At 36.0% G+C, this 20,590-nt stretch carries 18 protein-coding genes; 12 read left to right on the plus strand and 6 right to left on the minus strand.

The annotated features are described in order from the left end of the window. Positions 1-3 precede the first annotated feature (3 nt). The 5 genes from AC0KSB_RS12540 to AC0KSB_RS12560 all read left to right on the plus strand — a co-directional run bounded on the left by AC0KSB_RS12540 (position 4) and on the right by AC0KSB_RS12560 (position 5,258). On the plus strand, positions 4-375 hold the full coding sequence (locus tag AC0KSB_RS12540) for a hypothetical protein (RefSeq protein ID WP_472309787.1): 372 nt from the start codon (positions 4-6) through the stop codon (positions 373-375). Beyond that, positions 368-931, plus strand: coding sequence for a hypothetical protein (locus tag AC0KSB_RS12545; protein ID WP_472309789.1), 564 nt, complete (start codon positions 368-370; stop codon positions 929-931). Before AC0KSB_RS12540 ends, AC0KSB_RS12545 begins: the two co-directional genes overlap by 8 nt. Positions 932-991: 60 nt before the next feature. Beyond that, complete coding sequence (locus AC0KSB_RS12550; protein WP_472309791.1) at positions 992-1,867, plus strand: hypothetical protein; 876 nt, start codon at positions 992-994, stop codon at positions 1,865-1,867. Continuing rightward, entirely contained in the window at positions 1,864-3,405 is a 1,542-nt protein-coding gene (locus AC0KSB_RS12555) for a VirD4-like conjugal transfer protein, CD1115 family (protein WP_472309793.1), read from the plus strand. The genes AC0KSB_RS12550 and AC0KSB_RS12555 overlap by 4 nt, the downstream gene beginning before the upstream one ends. Positions 3,406-3,467: 62 nt before the next feature. Continuing rightward, positions 3,468-5,258 (plus strand): hypothetical protein, encoded by a 1,791-nt coding sequence (locus AC0KSB_RS12560; protein WP_472309795.1) that lies wholly within the window; start codon positions 3,468-3,470, stop codon positions 5,256-5,258. Here AC0KSB_RS12560 and AC0KSB_RS12565 read toward each other — a convergent pair. Continuing rightward, positions 5,255-6,268: a DUF4003 family protein gene (locus tag AC0KSB_RS12565; protein ID WP_472309797.1), complete on the minus strand. Its 1,014-nt coding sequence runs from the start codon at positions 6,266-6,268 to the stop codon at positions 5,255-5,257. The two genes, AC0KSB_RS12560 and AC0KSB_RS12565, sit on opposite strands and share 4 nt — an antisense overlap. Before the next feature lie 196 nt (positions 6,269-6,464). On the opposite strand from AC0KSB_RS12565, the gene AC0KSB_RS12570 reads away from it, so the two are divergent. Further along, positions 6,465-7,838: an urease accessory protein UreH domain-containing protein gene (locus tag AC0KSB_RS12570; protein ID WP_472309799.1), complete on the plus strand. Its 1,374-nt coding sequence runs from the start codon at positions 6,465-6,467 to the stop codon at positions 7,836-7,838. Here AC0KSB_RS12570 and AC0KSB_RS12575 read toward each other — a convergent pair. Then, the gene (locus tag AC0KSB_RS12575; protein ID WP_472309801.1) at positions 7,821-8,129 is read right to left on the minus strand and encodes a hypothetical protein; all 309 of its coding nucleotides are present in this window, start codon (positions 8,127-8,129) and stop codon (positions 7,821-7,823) included. The genes AC0KSB_RS12570 and AC0KSB_RS12575 overlap by 18 nt on opposite strands. A 946-nt stretch (positions 8,130-9,075) precedes the next feature. On the opposite strand from AC0KSB_RS12575, the gene mnmA reads away from it, so the two are divergent. Together mnmA and AC0KSB_RS12585 are read left to right on the plus strand one after the other, a co-directional pair. After that, on the plus strand, positions 9,076-10,188 hold the full coding sequence (gene mnmA, locus AC0KSB_RS12580) for a tRNA 2-thiouridine(34) synthase MnmA (RefSeq protein ID WP_472309803.1): 1,113 nt from the start codon (positions 9,076-9,078) through the stop codon (positions 10,186-10,188). A 73-nt stretch (positions 10,189-10,261) separates the two neighbouring features. Continuing rightward, a complete protein-coding gene (locus AC0KSB_RS12585; protein WP_472309805.1) occupies positions 10,262-11,179 on the plus strand; it encodes a tocopherol cyclase family protein in 918 nt (305 codons plus the stop codon). Positions 11,180-11,214: 35 nt separating this feature from the next. On the opposite strand, the gene AC0KSB_RS12590 is transcribed toward AC0KSB_RS12585, so the two are convergent. Further along, positions 11,215-12,663, minus strand: a complete 1,449-nt coding sequence (locus AC0KSB_RS12590) for a TrkH family potassium uptake protein (RefSeq protein WP_472309807.1) — start codon at positions 12,661-12,663, stop codon at positions 11,215-11,217. A 16-nt stretch (positions 12,664-12,679) separates the two neighbouring features. Then, positions 12,680-14,038 carry a Trk system potassium transporter TrkA gene (gene trkA, locus AC0KSB_RS12595; protein ID WP_472309809.1) on the minus strand — a complete coding sequence of 453 codons (1,359 nt, stop codon included), beginning with the start codon at positions 14,036-14,038 and terminating at the stop codon, positions 12,680-12,682. A gap of 191 nt (positions 14,039-14,229) precedes the next feature. Here trkA and AC0KSB_RS12600 point away from each other — a divergent pair, with 191 nt between their 5' ends. From AC0KSB_RS12600 to AC0KSB_RS12615, 4 genes are all read left to right on the plus strand, one after another. Further along, on the plus strand, positions 14,230-16,677 hold the full coding sequence (locus tag AC0KSB_RS12600; protein WP_472309811.1) for a glycoside hydrolase family 2 protein: 2,448 nt from the start codon (positions 14,230-14,232) through the stop codon (positions 16,675-16,677). Positions 16,678-16,849: 172 nt separating this feature from the next. Next, positions 16,850-17,134 carry a FeoA family protein gene (locus tag AC0KSB_RS12605; protein ID WP_472309813.1) on the plus strand — a complete coding sequence of 95 codons (285 nt, stop codon included), beginning with the start codon at positions 16,850-16,852 and terminating at the stop codon, positions 17,132-17,134. Positions 17,135-17,404: 270 nt separating this feature from the next. Further along, positions 17,405-19,402, plus strand: a complete 1,998-nt coding sequence (gene feoB / locus AC0KSB_RS12610; protein ID WP_472309815.1) for a ferrous iron transporter B — start codon at positions 17,405-17,407, stop codon at positions 19,400-19,402. A 1-nt stretch (position 19,403) separates the two neighbouring features. Continuing rightward, entirely contained in the window at positions 19,404-19,583 is a 180-nt protein-coding gene (locus tag AC0KSB_RS12615; RefSeq protein ID WP_472309817.1) for a FeoB-associated Cys-rich membrane protein, read from the plus strand. Between the two features lie 67 nt (positions 19,584-19,650). Here the strand turns inward: AC0KSB_RS12615 and AC0KSB_RS12620 are convergent, their stop codons facing one another. Both AC0KSB_RS12620 and AC0KSB_RS12625 read right to left on the minus strand, forming a co-directional pair. Continuing rightward, the gene (locus AC0KSB_RS12620; protein WP_472309819.1) at positions 19,651-20,220 is read right to left on the minus strand and encodes a DUF2812 domain-containing protein; all 570 of its coding nucleotides are present in this window, start codon (positions 20,218-20,220) and stop codon (positions 19,651-19,653) included. Then, a complete protein-coding gene (locus tag AC0KSB_RS12625) occupies positions 20,213-20,536 on the minus strand; it encodes a PadR family transcriptional regulator (RefSeq protein ID WP_472309821.1) in 324 nt (107 codons plus the stop codon). Before AC0KSB_RS12625 ends, AC0KSB_RS12620 begins: the two co-directional genes overlap by 8 nt. Positions 20,537-20,590: the final 54 nt, after the last annotated feature.

Below are 20,590 nucleotides of genomic sequence, written 5' to 3' on the forward strand. Positions count from 1 at the left end.
AAAATGTTTAAAGAAATGAACTATAAAGATATCAAAGAAAAAACAAAAGTATTGAGTAACTATGATGTGCTTGTCAATGAAGATGATGAAGTATTAATTGTAGTTCCTTTTAAAGTGCCTGGCGAACCCGATAATGCTATTCTTTATTATTCAGGCGGCAATCACGCTTTTTTGCTTAAAAACCATAGAACAATTGTAATGTGCGATTTTCTTAATCCTGAGGTTCATGAAGTAATCGTGAAAAACAAAGTTATTTTAATTGTTGAGTCGGTTGACCAAGAGCCTGTTGCTGCCGAGTATGAAGCTAAATTAATTATAATTGAGGGCATGGATGAAATCGGCGATAAGTTGTTAGAGGATAAAAAAGATGAATAATATTAAGGCACAGTATGATCGTGGTGTTAATTTGCACAAAGAGGGCAGACTTGATGCTGCTTGGTGTGTTTTTCTAAAAACTTTGCATTTGCTCGAGCTTTCAAGTTTGCAAAAAGCAGATATAGAGATTCATAAATTCCGGTTTTTTGTTCTGTGTGAAATTGGTAAAATTCAGCAGGAGAAAAACAAACTTGAAGCAGCAGATGCAACCTTTATTAAAGCTGAGTCTATTCGCAGTGAATTTTTGGCAGAAACGGGAGTGGAACCGGTTGAACATGTAGGACTTCTTAAATGGCAAAATGATTATAATACCTTGGTAGAAATGGCTGAACAAAATTTGCACTATGCTGTTCTGGCTATGGCAAAATCTACTGCAGAAGAAATTGAAGAATTAGAAGATTGTCAGATTACACGTAATCATCGTCGCTTGCTAATGAAGATATATGATATTATTTCTCGCTCTTATGAGGGTATTGAGGAGCCGGAAAAAGCAGCCGAATATGATGATAAAGTTGAAGATATTGCTTTTATTTACGGTTTTGACCGCTTTTCATAAATGCATTGGTTAGGCCTGAATAAATTGAAGATAATATAAATATATTTCAGGAGGTTTGTTGTGGAGTGTCAATATTATTATGATCAGATAATGCAGTTATACGGGCTCACAGAAATGAAGCAGGTATTGCAAAAATGGAGTAATGTATCCCGTAATTTGAAATATGTTAGTGATATGCCAATTATACTGCCGAATTTACTTTGGGTCACCAAGCCAGGAATAGGCAAAAGCCATTTTGTCCGGCTGTTGGCTGAATATCTTAGTGCTACCAAATTAATGTCTTTTTACGGCAATGTTAAAAGCCTGGAGTTTGCTCTTGACTATTGTCCTGACGAAAGTGATTTTTCAGAGCTCAGAAGATTGATTCGCGAGCTTGATGCTGCTACCGGCTATCGTGGTGTATTTAAAGGTGTTTTGTCCATTGAACTGGATCAGTGGACAGAACATTTTAATTCACAGCATTTCAAGAGACTTATGACTTATTTGTCCGGCATGGATAACAAAATTTGCATATTATTTGTTCTGGAAAATGCAGAGGCTGAAGTTTGTATTGAGCTTGAACGTGTTTTGGCTCAATATGTCAGAATAGAAAAAATTATCTCTGAATATCCACCTGTTGAAGATTTCCTTTCCTATGTTGTTAACTGGTTGGCTAATTATGATTTTACAATAGAGAAAGATGCGGCTGAACTGCTTAAAGATTCTATAGAGTTTCTTAGATCAAATGATAGTTTCGATGGGTTTAAAACTCTGAATCTGATGTGTGAAGACATAGTTTTTGAAATATGCGCGGCAGATGATTTTAAGAATAACAGGGTTTTGAATGCTCAGGATCTTTACCCCTATAGTAGAACAGGGGGATTCATTACAAGACTTGAGGAAATGATGTACAAGAGAAAAATTGGTTTTGTTACGGATCCAGGAGGTACCAGATGAATCATGATTTTTATAAAATATCACAATATAACAGTGGTTTTCAGGAAACTCGCTGGGCGGCTCAGGATGAAATCAAGAGTAGTTCAACAAGAGTATCTTTATCAGAGGAAAATTATTCCGGTTGCGGACTGCCTCTGATTGCTAATTCAAGACGAATTTATCTTGATAATTCTGACACTCATAGCCTTATTATTGGATCGACCGGTTCAAAGAAAACACGCCTTTTTTGTATGCCCATGGTACATACTATGATACATGCGGGTGAGTCATTTATAGTTACAGATCCAAAAGGTGAAATTTATAATGAGACTTCCGGAATGGCAAGACAGAAAGGTTATGATGTCGTTTTACTTAATTTCAGAGATCTTGAACAAGGAGATATGTGGAATCCTCTTAAAGAACCTGCTCTGCTTTACAAAAAAGGTTACATTGATGAAGCTACTGCGATGCTTAATGACTTTGTTGAGGCAATATCTATGGAATCTGCAATGACTGCAAAGGATATTTTTTGGGTAAATACTGCCAGAATGCTTTCACTTGCTGTTTTGCTTGTAATGATGGAGAGCTGTAGTTTTGAAGAAATCAATGTCAAAACTTTTTCTAGAATGTGTGTAGAGTTTGGTAAAGTAGAAGATGCTGTTACAAATAAGATGTTAGAGATACCTGAATCAGAATGGGAAAAAAATTATCTTGATGAAATTATGAAAATAATTCCGCAATCAAGCATTGCAGCCTTAAACTATTTTGCTATTGGGCGGTCTCATGAAAAAACACGAGCTGATATGCAATCTTCTTTGTTTGCATTTGTAAAACCTTTTTTACTGCAAAGTAAACTAATCAGGAATTTATCGCAAACCACATTTGATATTAGAAATATAGGCCGAAGGAAAACCGCTCTCTACATAGTAGTGCCGGATGAAAGAAGTACCTATCATTTTATTGTTACTTCTTTCGTTAAACAGTGCTACGAGCTTTTAATAACCGAAGCTCAAAAAGAACTAAATAAATCTTTACCGGTACGTGTGAATTTTGTACTTGATGAGTTTTCAAATACACCTGCTATTTCTGACATGCCTGCAATGATAACTGCTGCAAGAAGTCGTAATATTCGTTTTTATCTTGTTGTGCAGAGTATGTATCAGCTTGTAAAACGTTATGGTAATGATGCAGAAACTATAAAAGGAAATTGTGAAAACTGGGTTTTTCTAGCAAGCAAGGAACTTAATCTGCTTGAAGAATTAAGCAAAATGTGTGGCGATACACGCTCTTATGAGCCTTATGAAATCAAACGTCCTCTTATAACAGTTTCCGAACTGCAAAAGCTTAAAAAGGAGAAGGGTGAAGCACTATTGTTCTATGCTCGGCATTATCCTTTTGTTACCAATTTACCGGATATCTCTGAATATGATTTTAATTCTTTACCGCCGGCCGTTATTGATAATATCTGTAAAGATGATGTTTCTCATACAGGCCCTCAGGAATTATATGAGGAAATCCAAAACGGCCGCAGACCAATTCCTTTTTCAGATCTGTGTTAATGGTAAAATAATGGCTAGGTTTTACCGTGTTTGAGGAGAAGTAGTAGCTTCCTGGAGGTATTATGATAATTGAGAGCCTTTCTGATTTGTCTATGCTTATTTCGTTTATTTGTTTTTTATCAGGCATGTTTTGGGCTTTATACAGACGTCATTCACTAAATCCATTTTTGTTTGGTACTGCTGCTGCTGTCTTTTTTGTCTTTGTTTCGTATAGATTAGCTGCAGGACATATAACCTCATCTATTTTATCTGCCTCCTTATTTAATACCTTCAGAGTATTCTTATTTAATGAGGATTTGACTTTTGTACTTGAGAGGATTACTGACAGCAGATTACATTTGTACATCTCATCATTATATGTAATTGCACCGGTATTACTTATTGGGTCGGTTGTTGCATATATAATTGAGTTGTCCTCTCGCGCCAAATTGATTATATTGCGAATTATAGCCAGAGAAATATATATATTCTCAGAGATTAATGAAAAAAGCGCCCTTCTGGTGGAGGATTTGCAAAAAAAAGGCGGAAGAAACTGTAGTATTTTTGCCAGTAAACCAGAAATAATTGAAGGCGAGCTGTATGATCTTGTAGAAAGAGCAAAAAAAAGCGGTGCTATTTTTCAAAAGAATAGTATAGTAGAGTTGCATTGGTTAAAAAAACTTGTGAATAAGCAGATTAACTGGGTTCTGATTTCAGATGATCAGACCTTAAATTTGCAACAGGCTATAGCTGTCAATGAACTCTATAAATCAACACATAAAGGATGCATATTTGTTTTTTCTGAGCAACCTGAGGCAGAGATGCTTCTGGATTCAATGATCAAGGAAAAGCTCAAGGTAAGAAGAATAAATGAAAAACTGTCCATTGTGTTTAACCTTTTCACGCAATACCCTTTATATCAGAATTGCAATGATAAAACTATCAATTTGCTTGTGATTGGCGCAAGTGATATTGGTCTGGCATGTGTTCGGACTGCTGCCTGGTGCTGCCAGATGGATGGATATAGCTTTAAAATTACTTGTGCAGATAATGACGCCGCAGCCTTTGATAGATTTAAATTAAGCTGTTCGGAGCTTTTGCAAACCTGCAATATTGAATTGAGGCAAATAAATATTGATAGTACTGAATTATGGAATTTGCTCGATGAAAATCTTCAAGCGTCTTATGTAATAATAGCAAGGCAAAATGATGATAACTGCTCACAAACAGCGATTAATGTACGTGCATATTATGAAAGAAAGAATTTCGGCAATAAAATGCCATTGATTTTCCCGCTCATGAGAAGTCCGGAAAAAGCTAATCTGATAAAAAGTTTAATTAATGGACAAAAGCAAAGCTATGATTTTTTACCGTTTGGGAATAAAGAAACTATCTACAAAACAGATATTCTTTTTTACAGTATATGGGAAAAAAGAGCTTATGAAATGCATAAATGGTTAGGTTATGGCGAAGTTGATTTTGATGATATGGAATATAATCGCAAGGCGTCAATAGCTGCCGTTGTTCATATGCAGTACAAATTAAAAAGTGCCGGTGTTGAAACGTGTGAGCAATATGCCAACTATATTGAAGATGCGGATAATCTGGAAAAGCAGGTCAGAGCCGAACATGAACGCTGGAATGCATATATGCGCTCTGAAGGCTATGTTACAGCCAGTATGACAGAAGCTGAATGTTATTTAAAATCTATTAATAATCATAAAAATGTAATGGCACTCAAGCATTCTTGTCTTATAGATTTCGATGAACTTGACCAGCTGACAGCACTTGTGCAGCCTTACAAAAGTATAGACTTTAAGGAGCAGGATGTTCGTTCTGTTAAGTGGCTTGCCAGTAATAAAACTGAGGATTAAGTACTCGCACTGGCGGCGGCTGCACTTGATGCGGCAATTGCTGCGCAGACCGCTGCCTGCTGAGCGACTATTAGTGAGACAGTGCTACTGATGGCGGTTGTTTGTGCGGCTATATTTTCATTCAACATTATACTCTTGTTTTCATGTGAATTCTGGGCAATATGAAAGCTTGATACCAGCATGCCGGCATGCATGAGACGTTGTTTGCTGCCTATACCTAAAAGACCATAACCTTTTTGCTTTGAGAGAAAATTATCGACGGCAACAATATCATTAATTACATCATTATGGGGCAACATTGCCAAAATGCCAAGATTGGCTAACTCATAGCTGCCGCCATATCGACATCCTTTGTTTTTAAGTCCATGATAAATGTTCATTGTTTTCTGGTATTTTTCACTAGGTGTGCCTTCACATAGAGCCAACACATGACTTAAGGACTGCACGGCATTTTTGGAAAAAAATTGACTTTTTAACATTTGATAGCAGCTCTCGGTTTCGTGCACAATTTGCTCATCATTTAGAGAAGACATTGCCAGCATGGCAGCAAAGATGCTGTCTTCAGAAGATGTAAGGAAAAAGTGATTGTTTTTCATTAGCTCATAGATATGTCTGGTGCGTTGCGCAATTTGCATCAAATTTTCAGATTTAACCATATCTGATAGAATAACCGCTGCAATTGGCAGATATTCTGAAGCAAAAAAATTGCGTTTCAACATATCATAAGCTTGTAAAGTTCTGTGCATTTTTTTCTCAGGGTCAGGTGATACTGCTAGTAAAGAAATCATTGCCAGCTTAGCTGTTCCACGGAAATTTGAGAACAACCCGGTATGGTTTTTTAGAATAGTGTCACATGATCGAATTCTATCAATATCAACAAGCTGTTTTTTGTCGGTAAAGATAGCAGCACAGACCGGATATATATAGCTGCTCTGCCAGCCGAAAGCATTTTTCAAACGGTCGCGATTTTCGATGAATAGATTACACATATTATTAAGGCTGGCATTCATAATTATTCCCCCAATTATTGTTAAAAATGAACTTTTTTTTTCATAGCATGTTTATTATAACCTATTATTATTTTCCAAGTAAAAGTAAAGAGGCATTATTGTACACAAAAATTACACATTTACGTGTTAAAATCATACCAATTCTATATGAATTATAGGTGAAGTTGTGTTTGGAACAAATAACAGTGGGGTAAATATGAAAGCGGAGCAAATTGTATTTGTAGTAAAGGGTATGACTTGTTACGGCTGTGAACAGATTATTCAAAAAAACATGCTGTCTTCAAAAGGTGTATTGAAAGTAAAAGCTGATTACAGGAATAATAAGGTAGAAGTTAAATATTTTCCTGACCAAATAGATCGAAAAAGATTAATAGGGATAATTGAGCAGAGTGGATATACTGTATTGAGTTCTCCTGAGTCGAAAAAAATTGTTTTGTTAAAATCAGTTTTAGTTTTGGCTGTTATGATTATGCTATATCAGCTTTTATCTAGATTAGGTGTGTTTACCTTTATTCCAGAGATTCAAACCGGTTCTAGTTTGCTGATGATTTTTCTTGTGGGTGTAATGACTAGTGTGCATTGTGTAGCTATGTGTGGTGGAATCAGTTTGGCGACAGGTGCTGCAAGGGCAAGAGAAAAAGTAAATGCAGATTTTAACAAAGATGCGAATACTGATACAAGGCCTATAGTGAGATCAAGCGCTGCCAGGCGTGCAGTTCTCTATAATGGTGGCCGTATCCTTTCATATACGATAACCGGTGCTGCTGCAGGTTTATTAGGTCAAGTCATTTCTATAAATAATACAGGCCGAAACATTGTAATTCTGATAGCAGGTCTTTTTATGTTGCTTATGGGACTTAATATACTTGAATTGACACCTTGGCTGCGAAAAATAAAAATACCTCTTCCAAAGAAAATTATTGCTGTTCAAGCAAAAATGTCTGGCAATTCTCCTTTCTGGATCGGCTTGTTTAACGGTCTTATGCCATGCGGGCCTCTTCAAATGATGCAGTTATATGCTCTCGGTACAGGAAATGTTCTGCTCGGAGCATTGTCAATGATGATTTTTGCTTTAGGTACTACACCTCTTATGTTTGGTATAAGCTATTTTGCCGGCCTGCTTAGCGGTAAGAAAACAAATGTGATCAAACTGGTAAGTTCTTTGCTTGTAATTCTTCTTGGCATTCAGATGATTGGCAGGGCAATAGATATTCCGATGCTGATCCAGGCCAGGCAAGCAAACAGGCAGATCGAGGCCGCAGATGGTGCCGTTGCCACCATAGAAGATGGTTATCAGCTTGTCGAGACAAGATTTTTATATGGCAGGTATCAGCCGATTGTTGTACAGGCAGGAATACCTGTACGTTGGGTTATTACCGCACAAGAGGGTGATCTTAATGGCTGCAACTATAGTATTCTGATAGATGAATTCGGAATATCACAGGATCTTGACTATGGAGAAACCGTTATAGAATTCCTGCCGGAAGAAGAAGGGACATACCGTTATACATGCTGGATGAATATGATATCAAGCAATATTACTGTGCTTTCATCAGAGCTTGCTGAATAGAAATTTGATACCTTTTAAGATATGACCATTTGCAATTTCTAGAATTCCTTCAAGCAAATAATTTTTCATTCCTCCACTAATTTTCATAGCTGAAAGAGAAGCATCTGCAGCAGAATTCATCAACATACGAAAATCTGGATTATTGTAATCCCTTTTTTTATCAAAATCTTTTGATACTTTTGATTCTATTGCTCTATACAGTATTTTCATTATTTTTGAATAGTCTTTAGTCAAGTTCAAAAAGTTGGTGTAAATTGCCTTCCAGTATCTGCATGAATCAGGTGACAACATGCAGGTGTGCCGCTCGTTCTGCTAACGCTTCTTTTCTTTTTATCCGACCGATTGTTTTCTGTCTAATTTACTATAACCCATCCACATAATAGATGTCGTAGCAAAAATACAGAACTCAAAAAAGAGCAGGGTCAATTAAGCGGGACACTCTATATAATTTAATTCAAGTCTGTAAACGCATTATTTGCAGGCTTATACAGGCTTTTTACTATAATTCTTGTCTGGTACTTAGTACCAGACAAGGATATCAGAATAATCCTTTGAAGTGTCTTTATATCAGCACATTTGACGATTTAAAGCGATAACGTTGTCTGGCACCAAGTGCCAGACAATCTTATAGACAAACACGGCTGTAAAGATCTATTGCCAGGTGTTTTAAGGCTTTTTTGATTTGAGATAGAGTGTCCCCCCCTATGTGTCACTAATATTGATCAAGGATATGATGAAGAAAAGTCAGCGGAACAGCTAAATCTTAGGGAGGTAAAAATGGCTGCAGAGTTTAGAGGCGGAAAATGTTTATCAGACAAAATGATTGCTGGTAACTGGAAACAAAAGTTGCATTTTTAATGTGCATTTGAACACGAGTTTATGGCTAGTTCTCGTTTGATTTTGGAATGTGGACATTGGTGTCCTGTATGTGAAAGAGACAGCTGGCACAATTACGAAAGATCTGAGCGTGATCCTTATTTCTATCCTTAATTTTCTCAGGTATGGCAGCATTTACACAATGATAATGAGAAGGAATATGTTTACCCTAAAATAGTATCTGAATTAGATGTTGAATGTTAAATACTTAAAAAAATTATTATAAGAAGGTTGAGTCTATCTAATTTAATTCTTAAAATAAGTAATGTTTTTTGTGAAAACAATTGATTTTCCGTATATAAAGCAATAATATTGCTCTATATAGGGAGTTTTAATATTTATACCATACAGGAGTTTTAAAATGACAAATCAGAAAAAATCTACAGATAAAGAAAAAAAAGTAATGGTGGCAATGAGCGGAGGAATTGATAGTTCAGTAGCTGCCCTTATTTTGCAAAAACAAGGCTATGAGGTATGTGGCGCCACTCTCAAATTATATGCAAATGAAAATATTGGCGTTGAAGCAAGCAGAACCTGCTGTTCTCTTGAAGATGTTATTGATGCACGTTCTGTAGCTACAACATTAGGATTTCGTCATTATGTTTTTAATTTTGGAGATCTTTTTGAAGAAAAGATAATTACAAAATTTGCAGATAGCTACGAACGTGGGTTAACTCCAAATCCTTGTATTGATTGCAATCGATTTGTAAAATTCGGCAAAATGATCGAGCGTGCTGCAATGATCGATATCGCCCAAATAGCTACCGGTCATTATGCAAGAATAGAATTTAATAAGGAAAAAGATCGTTATTTGTTAAGAAAAGCTGTTGATACTTCAAAAGACCAGACATATGTTTTATATAATTTAAGCCAATCGGATCTAGCTGCCACCCTTTTCCCGCTTGGTGATCTGACCAAACAGCAAGTTAGAGAAATTGCTAATGACTATGGCTTGAAAAATGCGAATAAACCGGATAGTCAGGATATTTGTTTTGTGCCGGACGGTGATTATGCAGCTTTTTTGGAAAAAGTTAAGGGCTTAGTCAGCAAATCAGGATTTATCATTGATCAGAAAGGTAATTGTTTAGGAACCCATAAAGGCTTGATTAATTATACAATAGGACAACGCAAAGGCCTTGGTACAATCAAAGGACAGACAGAGCCTCTTTATGTTATAAGCAAGGATATTACCAATAATCTGTTGGTCGTTGGAACCGCAGCAGATTTATTTTCAAAAAACTTCAAGGTTAATGACATAAATCTGATCAGCTGCGATCGAATAAGTGGTTCACTAAGAGTTACTGTAAAAACACGTCATACACAAAAAGAAAGTCCGGCAATTATTAGACAGACAGATTATGATATTATAGAAGTAGATTTGCTTGAACCTGTACGGGCTGTTGCACCAGGACAGGCAGCTGTTTTCTACGATGGGGAATATGTCGTAGGCGGTGGGACGATTGCTGATTTATAATTAGACTAATGTGTTTGTTGGCGATTATAAATTTGATATATCAAATTTAGCAGATAACAGGGGATTGCTGTGGATGAAAAAATTTGGAATAATGGTTGGTCTTGATAAAAAAGATTCATTTGAAGGCTGGTTTTGCAAAATTGATGATAAAAAAAACAATATTATGATATCTGTTATCTGGGGATATTCAACTCATGAAAATTCCAGTCATGCATTTATACAGTTTCAGGATTCTCTTGAGCATAAAACGACATATGTAAGATATCCGATTTCGGATATGTCATGGAATGATAATCCTTTTGTTCTTAAAATTGGCAATAATCAATTATCCCAGTTCGGAATGGTGCTGGTTTTTAAGACTGAAAATATATATGTTCAGGCAAATTTGCGTTTCGATAGTTTTTTGAAAATAAAGAGTTCATTGCTAAAGCCTGATATTATGGGCTGGCTTAGTTTTTTTCCCAATGAGTGCAATCATTCAATAACCAGCATGAAACATACAGCTGAAGGTAATCTGAAGATTAATGCTCAAAGCTGGGCAATTGATAGTGCCGATTCATATATGGAAAAAGATTGGGGAACTGGTTTTCCAAAGCAATATGTATGGGTTCAGGCAAATGACTGGCAAGACAGATCATTTGCTTTCAGCTATGCTTCTGTACCGATGCTAGGAAAGTATAAAAAAGGTTTTTTTCTGGTTTTGATACATGAGGGCAAGGAATACAGATTTACTTCCATAGAGGGTTCTAAAATGCTGGAATTTAAAGCTGACGATGACAGCTTTCGTGCTGTTATAAAAAAAGGCAAAAACAAATTTTTTGTGACGGCAAAACAATCTAATCCGGTAGCTCTAGCATCTCCAGATAAAGGAGAAATGAGGACTAAAATTAAAGAATCTATAGACGGAATAATAAATATCAGATTTGAAATTTCCGGTAAAGAAATAATTAATATTTCCAGTAAGAGAGCCTCGATTGATGTTCACTTTTGAGTTTAATTGAATTGTGGTCAGAATACTCAAGCATATCAGAGTTTGCGCCAGGTTTGGGGCGCTAATAAAACAAGAACAGGGTATATTTCCAATCTGCCTGCAACCATGGCAAAAGATAATACCAGCTTAGTCCAGTTTGAAAATTCATAATAATTTGACACCGGTCCTACGGTGTCAAGACCGGGGCCAATATTATTCAGAGTTGCTGCAACTGCACTAAAAGCAGTAACGAAATTAGGGGAGTCGAAGCTTATTATAAAAAGACAGCCGGCAAAGAACAGCATATAGGTCATAAAATATACTGAAACACTTTGTTGAAGGCCGCTACTTATAGGCTTGTGCTCAAAATTCACTACTATGCGTCTGTTTGGACTAATTGCCCGGCGAATATCCTGTGATACTGTTTTCATAAAAATTGCTACGCGAGAAACTTTTATACCACCACCTGTAGATCCTGCCATACCACCACAAAACATTAAAAACATAAGAATAATATGTGCTGCCATCGGCCAATTATCAAAATTTACAGTCGCATATCCTGTAGTACTGATAATGGAGGAAACTGTAAAGAAAACATCTTTCAGCATCGTTGTCTGACTATCATAAGTTGAAAAAAGCATAATGCTTATAGATACAATTGCTAAAACAACGATAGAAATATACCAACGCAATTCCTCGCTTTTTAATGCTGTTTTTACCTGCTTAAAAAGAATAAGATAATAAAGATAAAAATTCACTCCGAAAATCAGCATTCCCATTCCCAGAATGATTTCTATCGAAGGACTATTATAATGTGCTATGGAGGAATTGTACATGCTAAAACCACCTGTGCCAGCAGCCCCAAAGGCATGAATGAAGGCGTCATATACAGGCATGCCAAATATAATAAGAATAAGAATAAGAAATCCTGTTAAAGTGAGATATATTTTGTAGAGAATACGAGCGGTGTGACTAACTCTGGCCATTAATTTACCAAATGTAGGCCCTGGCACTTCTGCTCTCATTATATGAACCGCATCTGACTCTACTTTAGGCAGGATCGCCAGTGCAAATACAAGCACTCCCATACCGCCGATCAGATGAGTCAGGCTGCGCCAGAACAGTATAGACCTCGGCAGTGATTCAATATCGTTAAGAATGCTGGCTCCGGTAGTGGTAAATCCACTGACTGTTTCAAAAAAAGCATTTATCGGACTGGATATTGATCCGCTTAGAATAAAGGGAAGAGATCCGAATAGTGAAAGCAAAAACCAGGTAAGAGTTACAACCATGAAACCTTCACGGGCATAGAATTCAGATCTTTCCGGTCTGCGAAAGCTCATCAGAATTCCTGTAAGTAAAACAATGATAATGGTTGCCAGAAAGGGCAGTATAGTAACTGTTCCTTCTTTATATATGAGTGCTACAACTAGAGGAGCAAGCATAAGCGCCCCTTCTATCAGCAGGGTTCTGCCAAGGATAAATCTGACAATTGAATAGTTCATAAAGTTGCAACCCTCATCAGTTTCCAGCCAGAATATCGTCTATATTAGATATGTTTGACTGTGTTGTGACAATAGCAACCCGGTCATCAGGCATAATTAAATCTCTCCCGCCTGGGAAAATTAATTTGCCTTTTCTCATAATAAAAGCAATAAGTAGTCCGGGTTTAAGATTCATATCAATCAACGGTATGCGAACAGCTTTGCTGTCATAAGTAACATGAAAAAGCAGTGTTTCTACTCTGCTATCAGCCATGCGATAAAGTGCTTCTACATCAGATGCCTGAGAATTCTCGAGCGCTCTGACAAATCTTATAATATTATCTGCAACAAGTCTGCGCGGAGTAATAACGGCTCCAAGATTCGAACAATCTATTACTTTTAGTAAATCAGTTCTGTTAACCTTGGTTATTACTTTATGCACCCCTTGCTGACCGGCAAATAAAGAAAGCAAAAGATTTTCTTCATCTATTCCTGTCAGTGAGATGACCGTATCATAGCTTGACATTCGTTCTTCGCGGAGGAAACTTTGATTTGTACCATCACCGCAGACAACCTCAACCTCTGGGAAGTCAGCAGCTAGAATATCAGCTGATTTCGTATCTACTTCGATAACTTTGACGCGCATCCTCATCCTGAGAAGCTGTGGCAGTAAATAATGAGTAATCCTGCCACCACCTATAATGAGTGCTGAATACAGCTTCTGTCTGGACTGTTTATCAACTGCAAAAAGTCTGGTCAAATCTTCATTTTGACCAGTCACATGAATGAAATCACCAGCTTGTAAAATAGTATCTCCCGTAGGGATAATTACTTCATCTCCACGCTGAACAATGCAAATTAGAATGTGTTTATCTTTATTTCGCAAATTTCTTAAGGTTTGACCAATCAGACTGCTGTTTTTATCAAGCCTGACCTCTATTATATTTACTCGACCATTCATGAATTGTTCAACGCCCAGAACAAAAGGAAACTGAATAATTCTGGCAATGTCTGTTGCTGCTTCCAGTTCAGGATTAATCATAAGACTTATGCCAAGACTCTCTTTAACAAAACCCATTTGTAAAGAAAATTCAGGATCGCGTACACGGGCTATTGTCTTACCAGCACCTGCTTTACGAGCTGTAATAGCTGCTATAATATTTGTTTCATCACTTTGAGAAACCGCAATAAAAACGTCACATGAATCAACGCCTGCTTCAAGCTGCGTTTTGTAGATGGCGCCGTTTCCATGAATGCCGGTTATATCTGCCAGACTTATCAGCTGATTTAAACGTCTGCCATCTTTTTCTATAAGAACGACATCATGTCCTTCTTTGGCTAAGGATCTTGTAAGTTCCTCGCCAACCTTGCCTGCTCCCATGATAACAATGTTCACTGCTTATACCTCAAAACAATTGTTTTATCCTTGCCAGAATATATAATTGGCTAAAAGACAAACCTATGAAAGATATAATATCATATATAGAGCAATCTGAAAGCCTACAATATTTGTGGTTTAATGACATAATCCAGATTTGATGACATAATACAAAAAAGCATATAAATTCCCAAAGGAGATTGGTAACTATGTTAGAAAGATATCCATTGAATGATAGATGGCTTTTCTGTAAATCTTTTTCCGATGATATGAAACAAGCAGATTATTGCTCCGATGATTTTGAACAGGTGCGCCTGCCGCATAGCTGTCAATTGATAAATTACAATTATATTGATGAAGAAATATACCAGATGACTTGTGCCTACAAAAAAAACCTTGATTTAACTTGGATTGATAAACCTGATTATAAAAGGATTTTTCTTTATTTTGAAGCTGCAGGTCATGAAGCAACGGTATATATTAACGGGATTGAAATTTTTGTCCATAGAGGTGGATATACTTCTTTTAGAGTAGAAATTACAGACCGTGTTGATTTTGAAAAAGAAAATACGATTCTGATAAGGCTTGATAGTAAAGAATCACTTAATCAACCGCCTTTTGGGAATGTTATCGATTTTATGACATACGGAGGTTTGTACCGTGAAGCGTATCTGGAAATTTCAGGCAGAAGTTTTTTAGATGATGTATATGTTCATTGTGATGAACCATTAAGTGCAAATCAGAAGCTTGTTTGTCAATTTCAAATTAACCGTAATGATATTAGTTATTGTCTTGAAGATTATAGTGTAGAAATGGTTCTTTGTAAAAAAGGCAGTAGCACTGAATTGTTGAACAAGCGAATAACAAAACTAGAAAGTCAGCAGCAGGATAAATTGATAGACTTTCAAATTATTGAAAAAGTACCGAAGCTGGATTTATGGAATCTTGATGAACCTAATCAATATAGCTTGTTCTTAAGACTTTTTCTGAAAACCATGTCAGAAAACGAGCTTTTGGATGAAGTAACTATAAACTTTGGTGTGAGGGAAGCTGTTTTTAAGAAGGATGGCTTTTATCTCAATGGTGAAAAAATACTTTTAAGAGGACTTAACAGACATCAGAGTTATCCCTATGTCGGATATGCAATGCCTGAAAGAGCTCAGAAATTTGATGCTTTTATATTAAAAAATGAACTGGGAGTAAATGCTGTCAGGACTGCACATTATCCTCAATCAAGACATTTTATCGAAGCTTGCGATGAACTTGGCTTGCTTGTATTTACAGAAATACCGGGCTGGCAGCATATAGGTGATCAAGATTGGAAAAATTTAGCTCTAGAGAATATAAAAGAAATGATTCTGGAATATAGAAATCATCCATCTATTATTCTTTGGGGAGTTAGAATTAATGAATCTCAGGACGATGATGAATTCTATAAGCAGGCCAATCAACTTGCTCATAAATATGATCAATGCAGACAAACCGGTGGTGTAAGATTTATCCAGAAAAGCAACCTTCTTGAGGATGTTTATACATATAATGATTTTTCTCATAATGGCAGTAATAAAGGGATTGACCCGAAAAATAAAGTTACTTCTGATACACAAAAAGGATATCTTGTTTCAGAATATAATGGTCACATGTACCCAACCAAAATTTTTGATGATGAAAGGCATCGATTAGAACATGCTCTTCGCTATGCCAGAGTTTTAAGTGATATAACCATGGCGGATGAAGTTGCTGGTGGGTTTGGCTGGTGCATGGCCGATTACAATACTCATAAAGATTTTGGCAGCGGTGATCAGATTTGTTACCATGGTGTCCTCGATATGTTCCGCAACAAAAAACTGGCAGCAGATGTTTTTGCCAGTCAGCAGGATGAACCAATAATGCAAATCAGCTCGGCAATGAATATTGGTGATCATCCTGGAGGCTATATAGGTCAGGTATATGCTTTTACCAACATGGATAAGATCAAATTATATAAAAATGATATTTATGTAAACGAATTCTACCCAAACAAAAAATTATATCCCGGATTAATTCATCCTCCTGTAATGATAGACGATTTCATTGGCGATTTACTGGTGACTCAGGAAGGCTATTCAGCAAAAATCTCTAAAACAATGAAGGAAGTACTTTACGCCGTTGCACGATATGGTCAAAATGGGCTCCCTTTACGCTATAAACTTAAAATGGCGGGGCTCATGATTCTAAAAGGAATTAGTTTAGAAGAGGGCACAAGGCTTTACTATAAATACGTGGGTAACTGGGGTGATCAAGTCACTTCCTATAGATTTGAAGGGTTGCTCGACGACAAAATCGTCTGTGTCAATGAAAGAAGACCAGGCAAAAAGATTATTCCTAAAATAGAGGTTGATTCGCAGGAATTAGTCGAAGGCGATACATATGATGTTGCTTCAGTTCGCATAGAAGTACAAGATGAAAATTCAAACCGTTTGTATTACTATATGGAACCTCTTTGTTTATCAGTTGAAGGCAATATAGAAATAATCGGTCCAAACTGTATAAGCCTAAAAGGTGGTGCAGGCGGAACCTATATTAAAACAATTGGCAAAACTGGTTCTGGTATTTTAACTATAAAAGGTCATAATTTTTGTGAAAGCATAATTTTTACTGTCAGGCAGAAAGTTTGACGGGATTGGCAACAAATTTTATTTTGCCCAAAAATTCTCAAAAATTTTTTTGAAATTTAGCACAATATCATACTTGACAAGCAGATGTAAGCGGGAGTAAACTTTAATAGGTTAGAGATAGTTAACTCAATCTCTTTTGTTTTCTGGTTACTGTAGCTAAGGAAGTGATATTATGAGCCAGGCATTGATCAATAGATTATTTAATTTTGAGGCGAATAACAGAAAAAATAGAATAGGTAAGCAAAAGAATTTGACAAATGTGGAAGTCAATATTCCTGTTGTCATAAAGGATATTGTTACCAAGGAAAAAGAAATTATTGATTTTCTGTTTACTTTAGGCTGTTACAAAGGTGAAAGAGTAACTGTTATTTCGGTGTTGGCGGATAATTATATCATTCATGTCAAAGATGTGAGATATAGTATAGATTCAGATCTTGCCAGAGCAATTCTTGTTTAACGTACATGTTAAGTTTTTATGATAATTCATGTTAATATACTTTTAGATTCAGAATAGTTTTACAAAAATAAATAAAGCTTTTTTTTGAGACTTTTGTATAGATATCAGAAGCAGAGAAATTAAGCATATTAGTGGGCTGCATTATTTGCGAAAATTTACAATTGGTGTTTTAGCCTTTCTTTTAGTCTTTTATTTTTGCTACGGAATATTTTGCTTTGCAATAGTTTTTTGACTTCATCTTTTCATAATATAAATCAGGAGGATTGATTAATGAGGATAGCATTAGCTGGTAATCCCAATAGTGGGAAAACTACTTTATTTAATGCAATAACAGGCAAGATTGAACATGTAGGAAACTGGCCTGGAGTTACTGTTGCCAAAAAAGAAGGTGATGTGAAAAGAAGCTTGAATAAATCGGGCGATAAAATCAGAGTTGTTGATTTGCCGGGAGCGTATTCTTTGTCACCATTTACATCAGAAGAGAGTATTACCAGTAATTTTATTAGAGATGAAAAACCAGATGTTATAATCAATATTGTTGATGCTTCCAATTTGAATAGAAGTTTGTTTTTTACAACACAATTACTTGAACTAGGCATACCACTTGTAATTGCACTTAATAAAAGTGATTTGTTGCAAAAAAAAGGCATTGTCATAAAAACAGATATTCTTGAGCAGCAACTTGGTTGTAAAGTTGTTGAAACAGCTTCCGTTCAAGGTGTCGGCTTGGAGGCACTTATTAATGAAGCTATAAGTATAAAGGGAAAAGAGCAGATTTCTAATTTTACTAGTCATACTCTTTCAGAAAACATTGATAAAGATGAATTTGAAAGAATAGATCGGGAGCGTTTTGCTTTTGTTGATAATATAGTAAAAGCTGCCGAGGATAGATCTGTAGCAAGTCATAAGCAAACAAAGCAAGATGCAGCAGATAGAATTATTGCCCATAAATTTTGGGGTATCCCGATATTCGCGGCAGTTATTTTTCTGGTTTTTTCTATTTCTCAAAATTATCTTGGGGCATTTCTTGCGGATTTCTTTGTAGGATGGATCGATGGTTTTTATGCTTTTGTAGAAGGCTTGCTGGGGGATAATGTATCTCCTTTGCTCAGCTCTTTGCTGTTAGATGGAATTATTGGCGGTGTTAGTGCCGTTGTTGGCTTCCTACCTCTTATAATGGTTCTGTTTTTCCTGCTTGCACTTTTAGAAGATTGCGGCTATATGGCTCGTGTTGCTGTTGTTATGGATAGATATTTGAAAAAAGTTGGTCTTTCAGGTAAATCTATAATACCAATGGTTATTGGCACAGGTTGTGCAATTCCTGGAATAATGGCAACTAGAACAATCAAAGATGAAAGACAAAGACGGACAACTGCAATGTTGACACCTTTTATGCCATGTGGAGCAAAACTTCCTGTTATCGCACTTTTTGCCGGTGTTTTTTTCAAAGATGCTGCTTGGGTGGGAACTTCGATGTATTTTGTAGGCATTGCGATTATTATTTTTGGTGCTCTTCTGATCAAAAAAATAACTAAAGAAGGTGCTTCTAAATCATATTTCATAATGGAGCTTCCGGAATATCGTTTTCCGAGCATAAAACGTGCTTTTATTTCTATGATGTCCAGAGCTAAGGCTTTTATTATTAAAGCGGCAACCATTATACTCATATGTAATGCGGTTATTCAGATTATGCAAACATTCACCTGGAGCTTCCAGCCGATAGAAGAAGGTATGGAAAGCATGAGCATTCTTGCCAGTATTGCAAGTCCGTTTGCAGTTCTTTTGATTCCGCTTGGTTTTGGTGTATGGCAGTTAGCGGCAGCTGCTGTTACCGGGTTTATAGCAAAAGAAAATGTTGTAGGAACATTAGCTGTAGTATATTCCATAAGAAATTTTATAGATACAGAAGAGCTGTTGCTTGTATCAGGAGCAGAAGATGTGGCGTCAATAATGGGAATAACTTCTGTTGCAGCACTTGCATATTTGATGTTTAATCTTTTTACACCGCCTTGTTTTGCTGCCATTGGTGCTATGAATGCTGAGATGGATAGTCCCAAGTGGTTGTGGGCAGGAATAGGATTCCAATTTGGGATGGGTTATTTTGTAGCTTATATGGTATATCAGCTTGGTACATTGATTACAACCGGCAGTTTTGGAACAGGTGCTATTCCTGGCCTTATAGCAGTGGCTGGGATGGTTGCTATCATCATTTATCTGATAAGGAAAAATGATAAATCTGCATTAGCAGGTATAAAGGAAGCTGATTAAAATGCTAAAAGATTTGATTGTTATCATTGTGATAGCAGCTATAATTATAGCTGCTATTGTCAAACTTGTATCAGATAGAAAAAAAGGTGTTAAATGTTCTGGGTGTCCCCATAGTAAGGATTGCTCCAGTAAGAGTCTGTGTTCTGGATCAGATTCAGGCGAAGATGTGACTAATACCTAAAGATATCTAACATGTTTTTTGATAATTTCTATTTTTGGAGATTGTGAGATTGCTAAACCTCACAATCTTATTTTATTTCTCTGGTTTTTAACTTGAAAAATCTGATTGCAAAATTTACAAACATTGTCACGTAAATGACAAATAGAATCAAAAAGAAAATAAACATAAAAATTCTAATCGACTGTAAATGGTTGCCTAAAATCACAGCTCTGAAATGGATGATAAGCTGTGGTACTATAATTAGGGCGAAAATAATGGCAACAGGAATAAGTTTGCTTTTTACTACTCTTTGCAGCATTTCAATTTTGGATTCCAGGTCATTGAAAATTGTTTCATTGCTGTCTGCATCTTTGGCAGCTTTGCGGAAATAACTCCAGTTATTTACATCAAATAAATATTCCCAGCCACAATCACTAAATAGTTTAATATATTGAAGTTTGTTTTGGTCGCTGTCTTCGTTGAAATCAAGCTGATAAATTACATCTTCCGGTTCACATTTTTCAAACACATAAAACCCAGGATAAATAAATTTCTTGAATTTCCAACCTTGATTATGTTTTTTTCTCAAATAAATTTCTTCTTGCTCGAAATCTGCCAAAGTATAAAAACGAAATCCGATTCTTCTTTTTTTATCCATCAATATATTCCCCTTTGCTATTTTTAAAAAGTCTTTCAATTCTTTTAATTTCCATCTGAAGAATTTGTTTGCCTAAGTCACTGATAATATATATTTTTCGTTTATCTTCTTCTTTAATAAATTTAATCAATCCATCTTTTTCCATTTTGGCTAAACTTCCATACATTGTACCAGGGCTGATTTTAATTTCGTTATTAGTCATCTGTAATACTTTCTGCAAAATATTGTAACCATGCATTTCTTCTTGCAGACAAAACAAGATATAAAAACCTGTTTCTGTCATCGGTATATATATTCTTTTCAGTCTCTCTTCCAAATTATTAATCCCCCAATGTATATTCTGTATTATATAAAAGCAAATTTGATCTGT

Source organism: Ercella succinigenes, assembly GCF_900002895.1.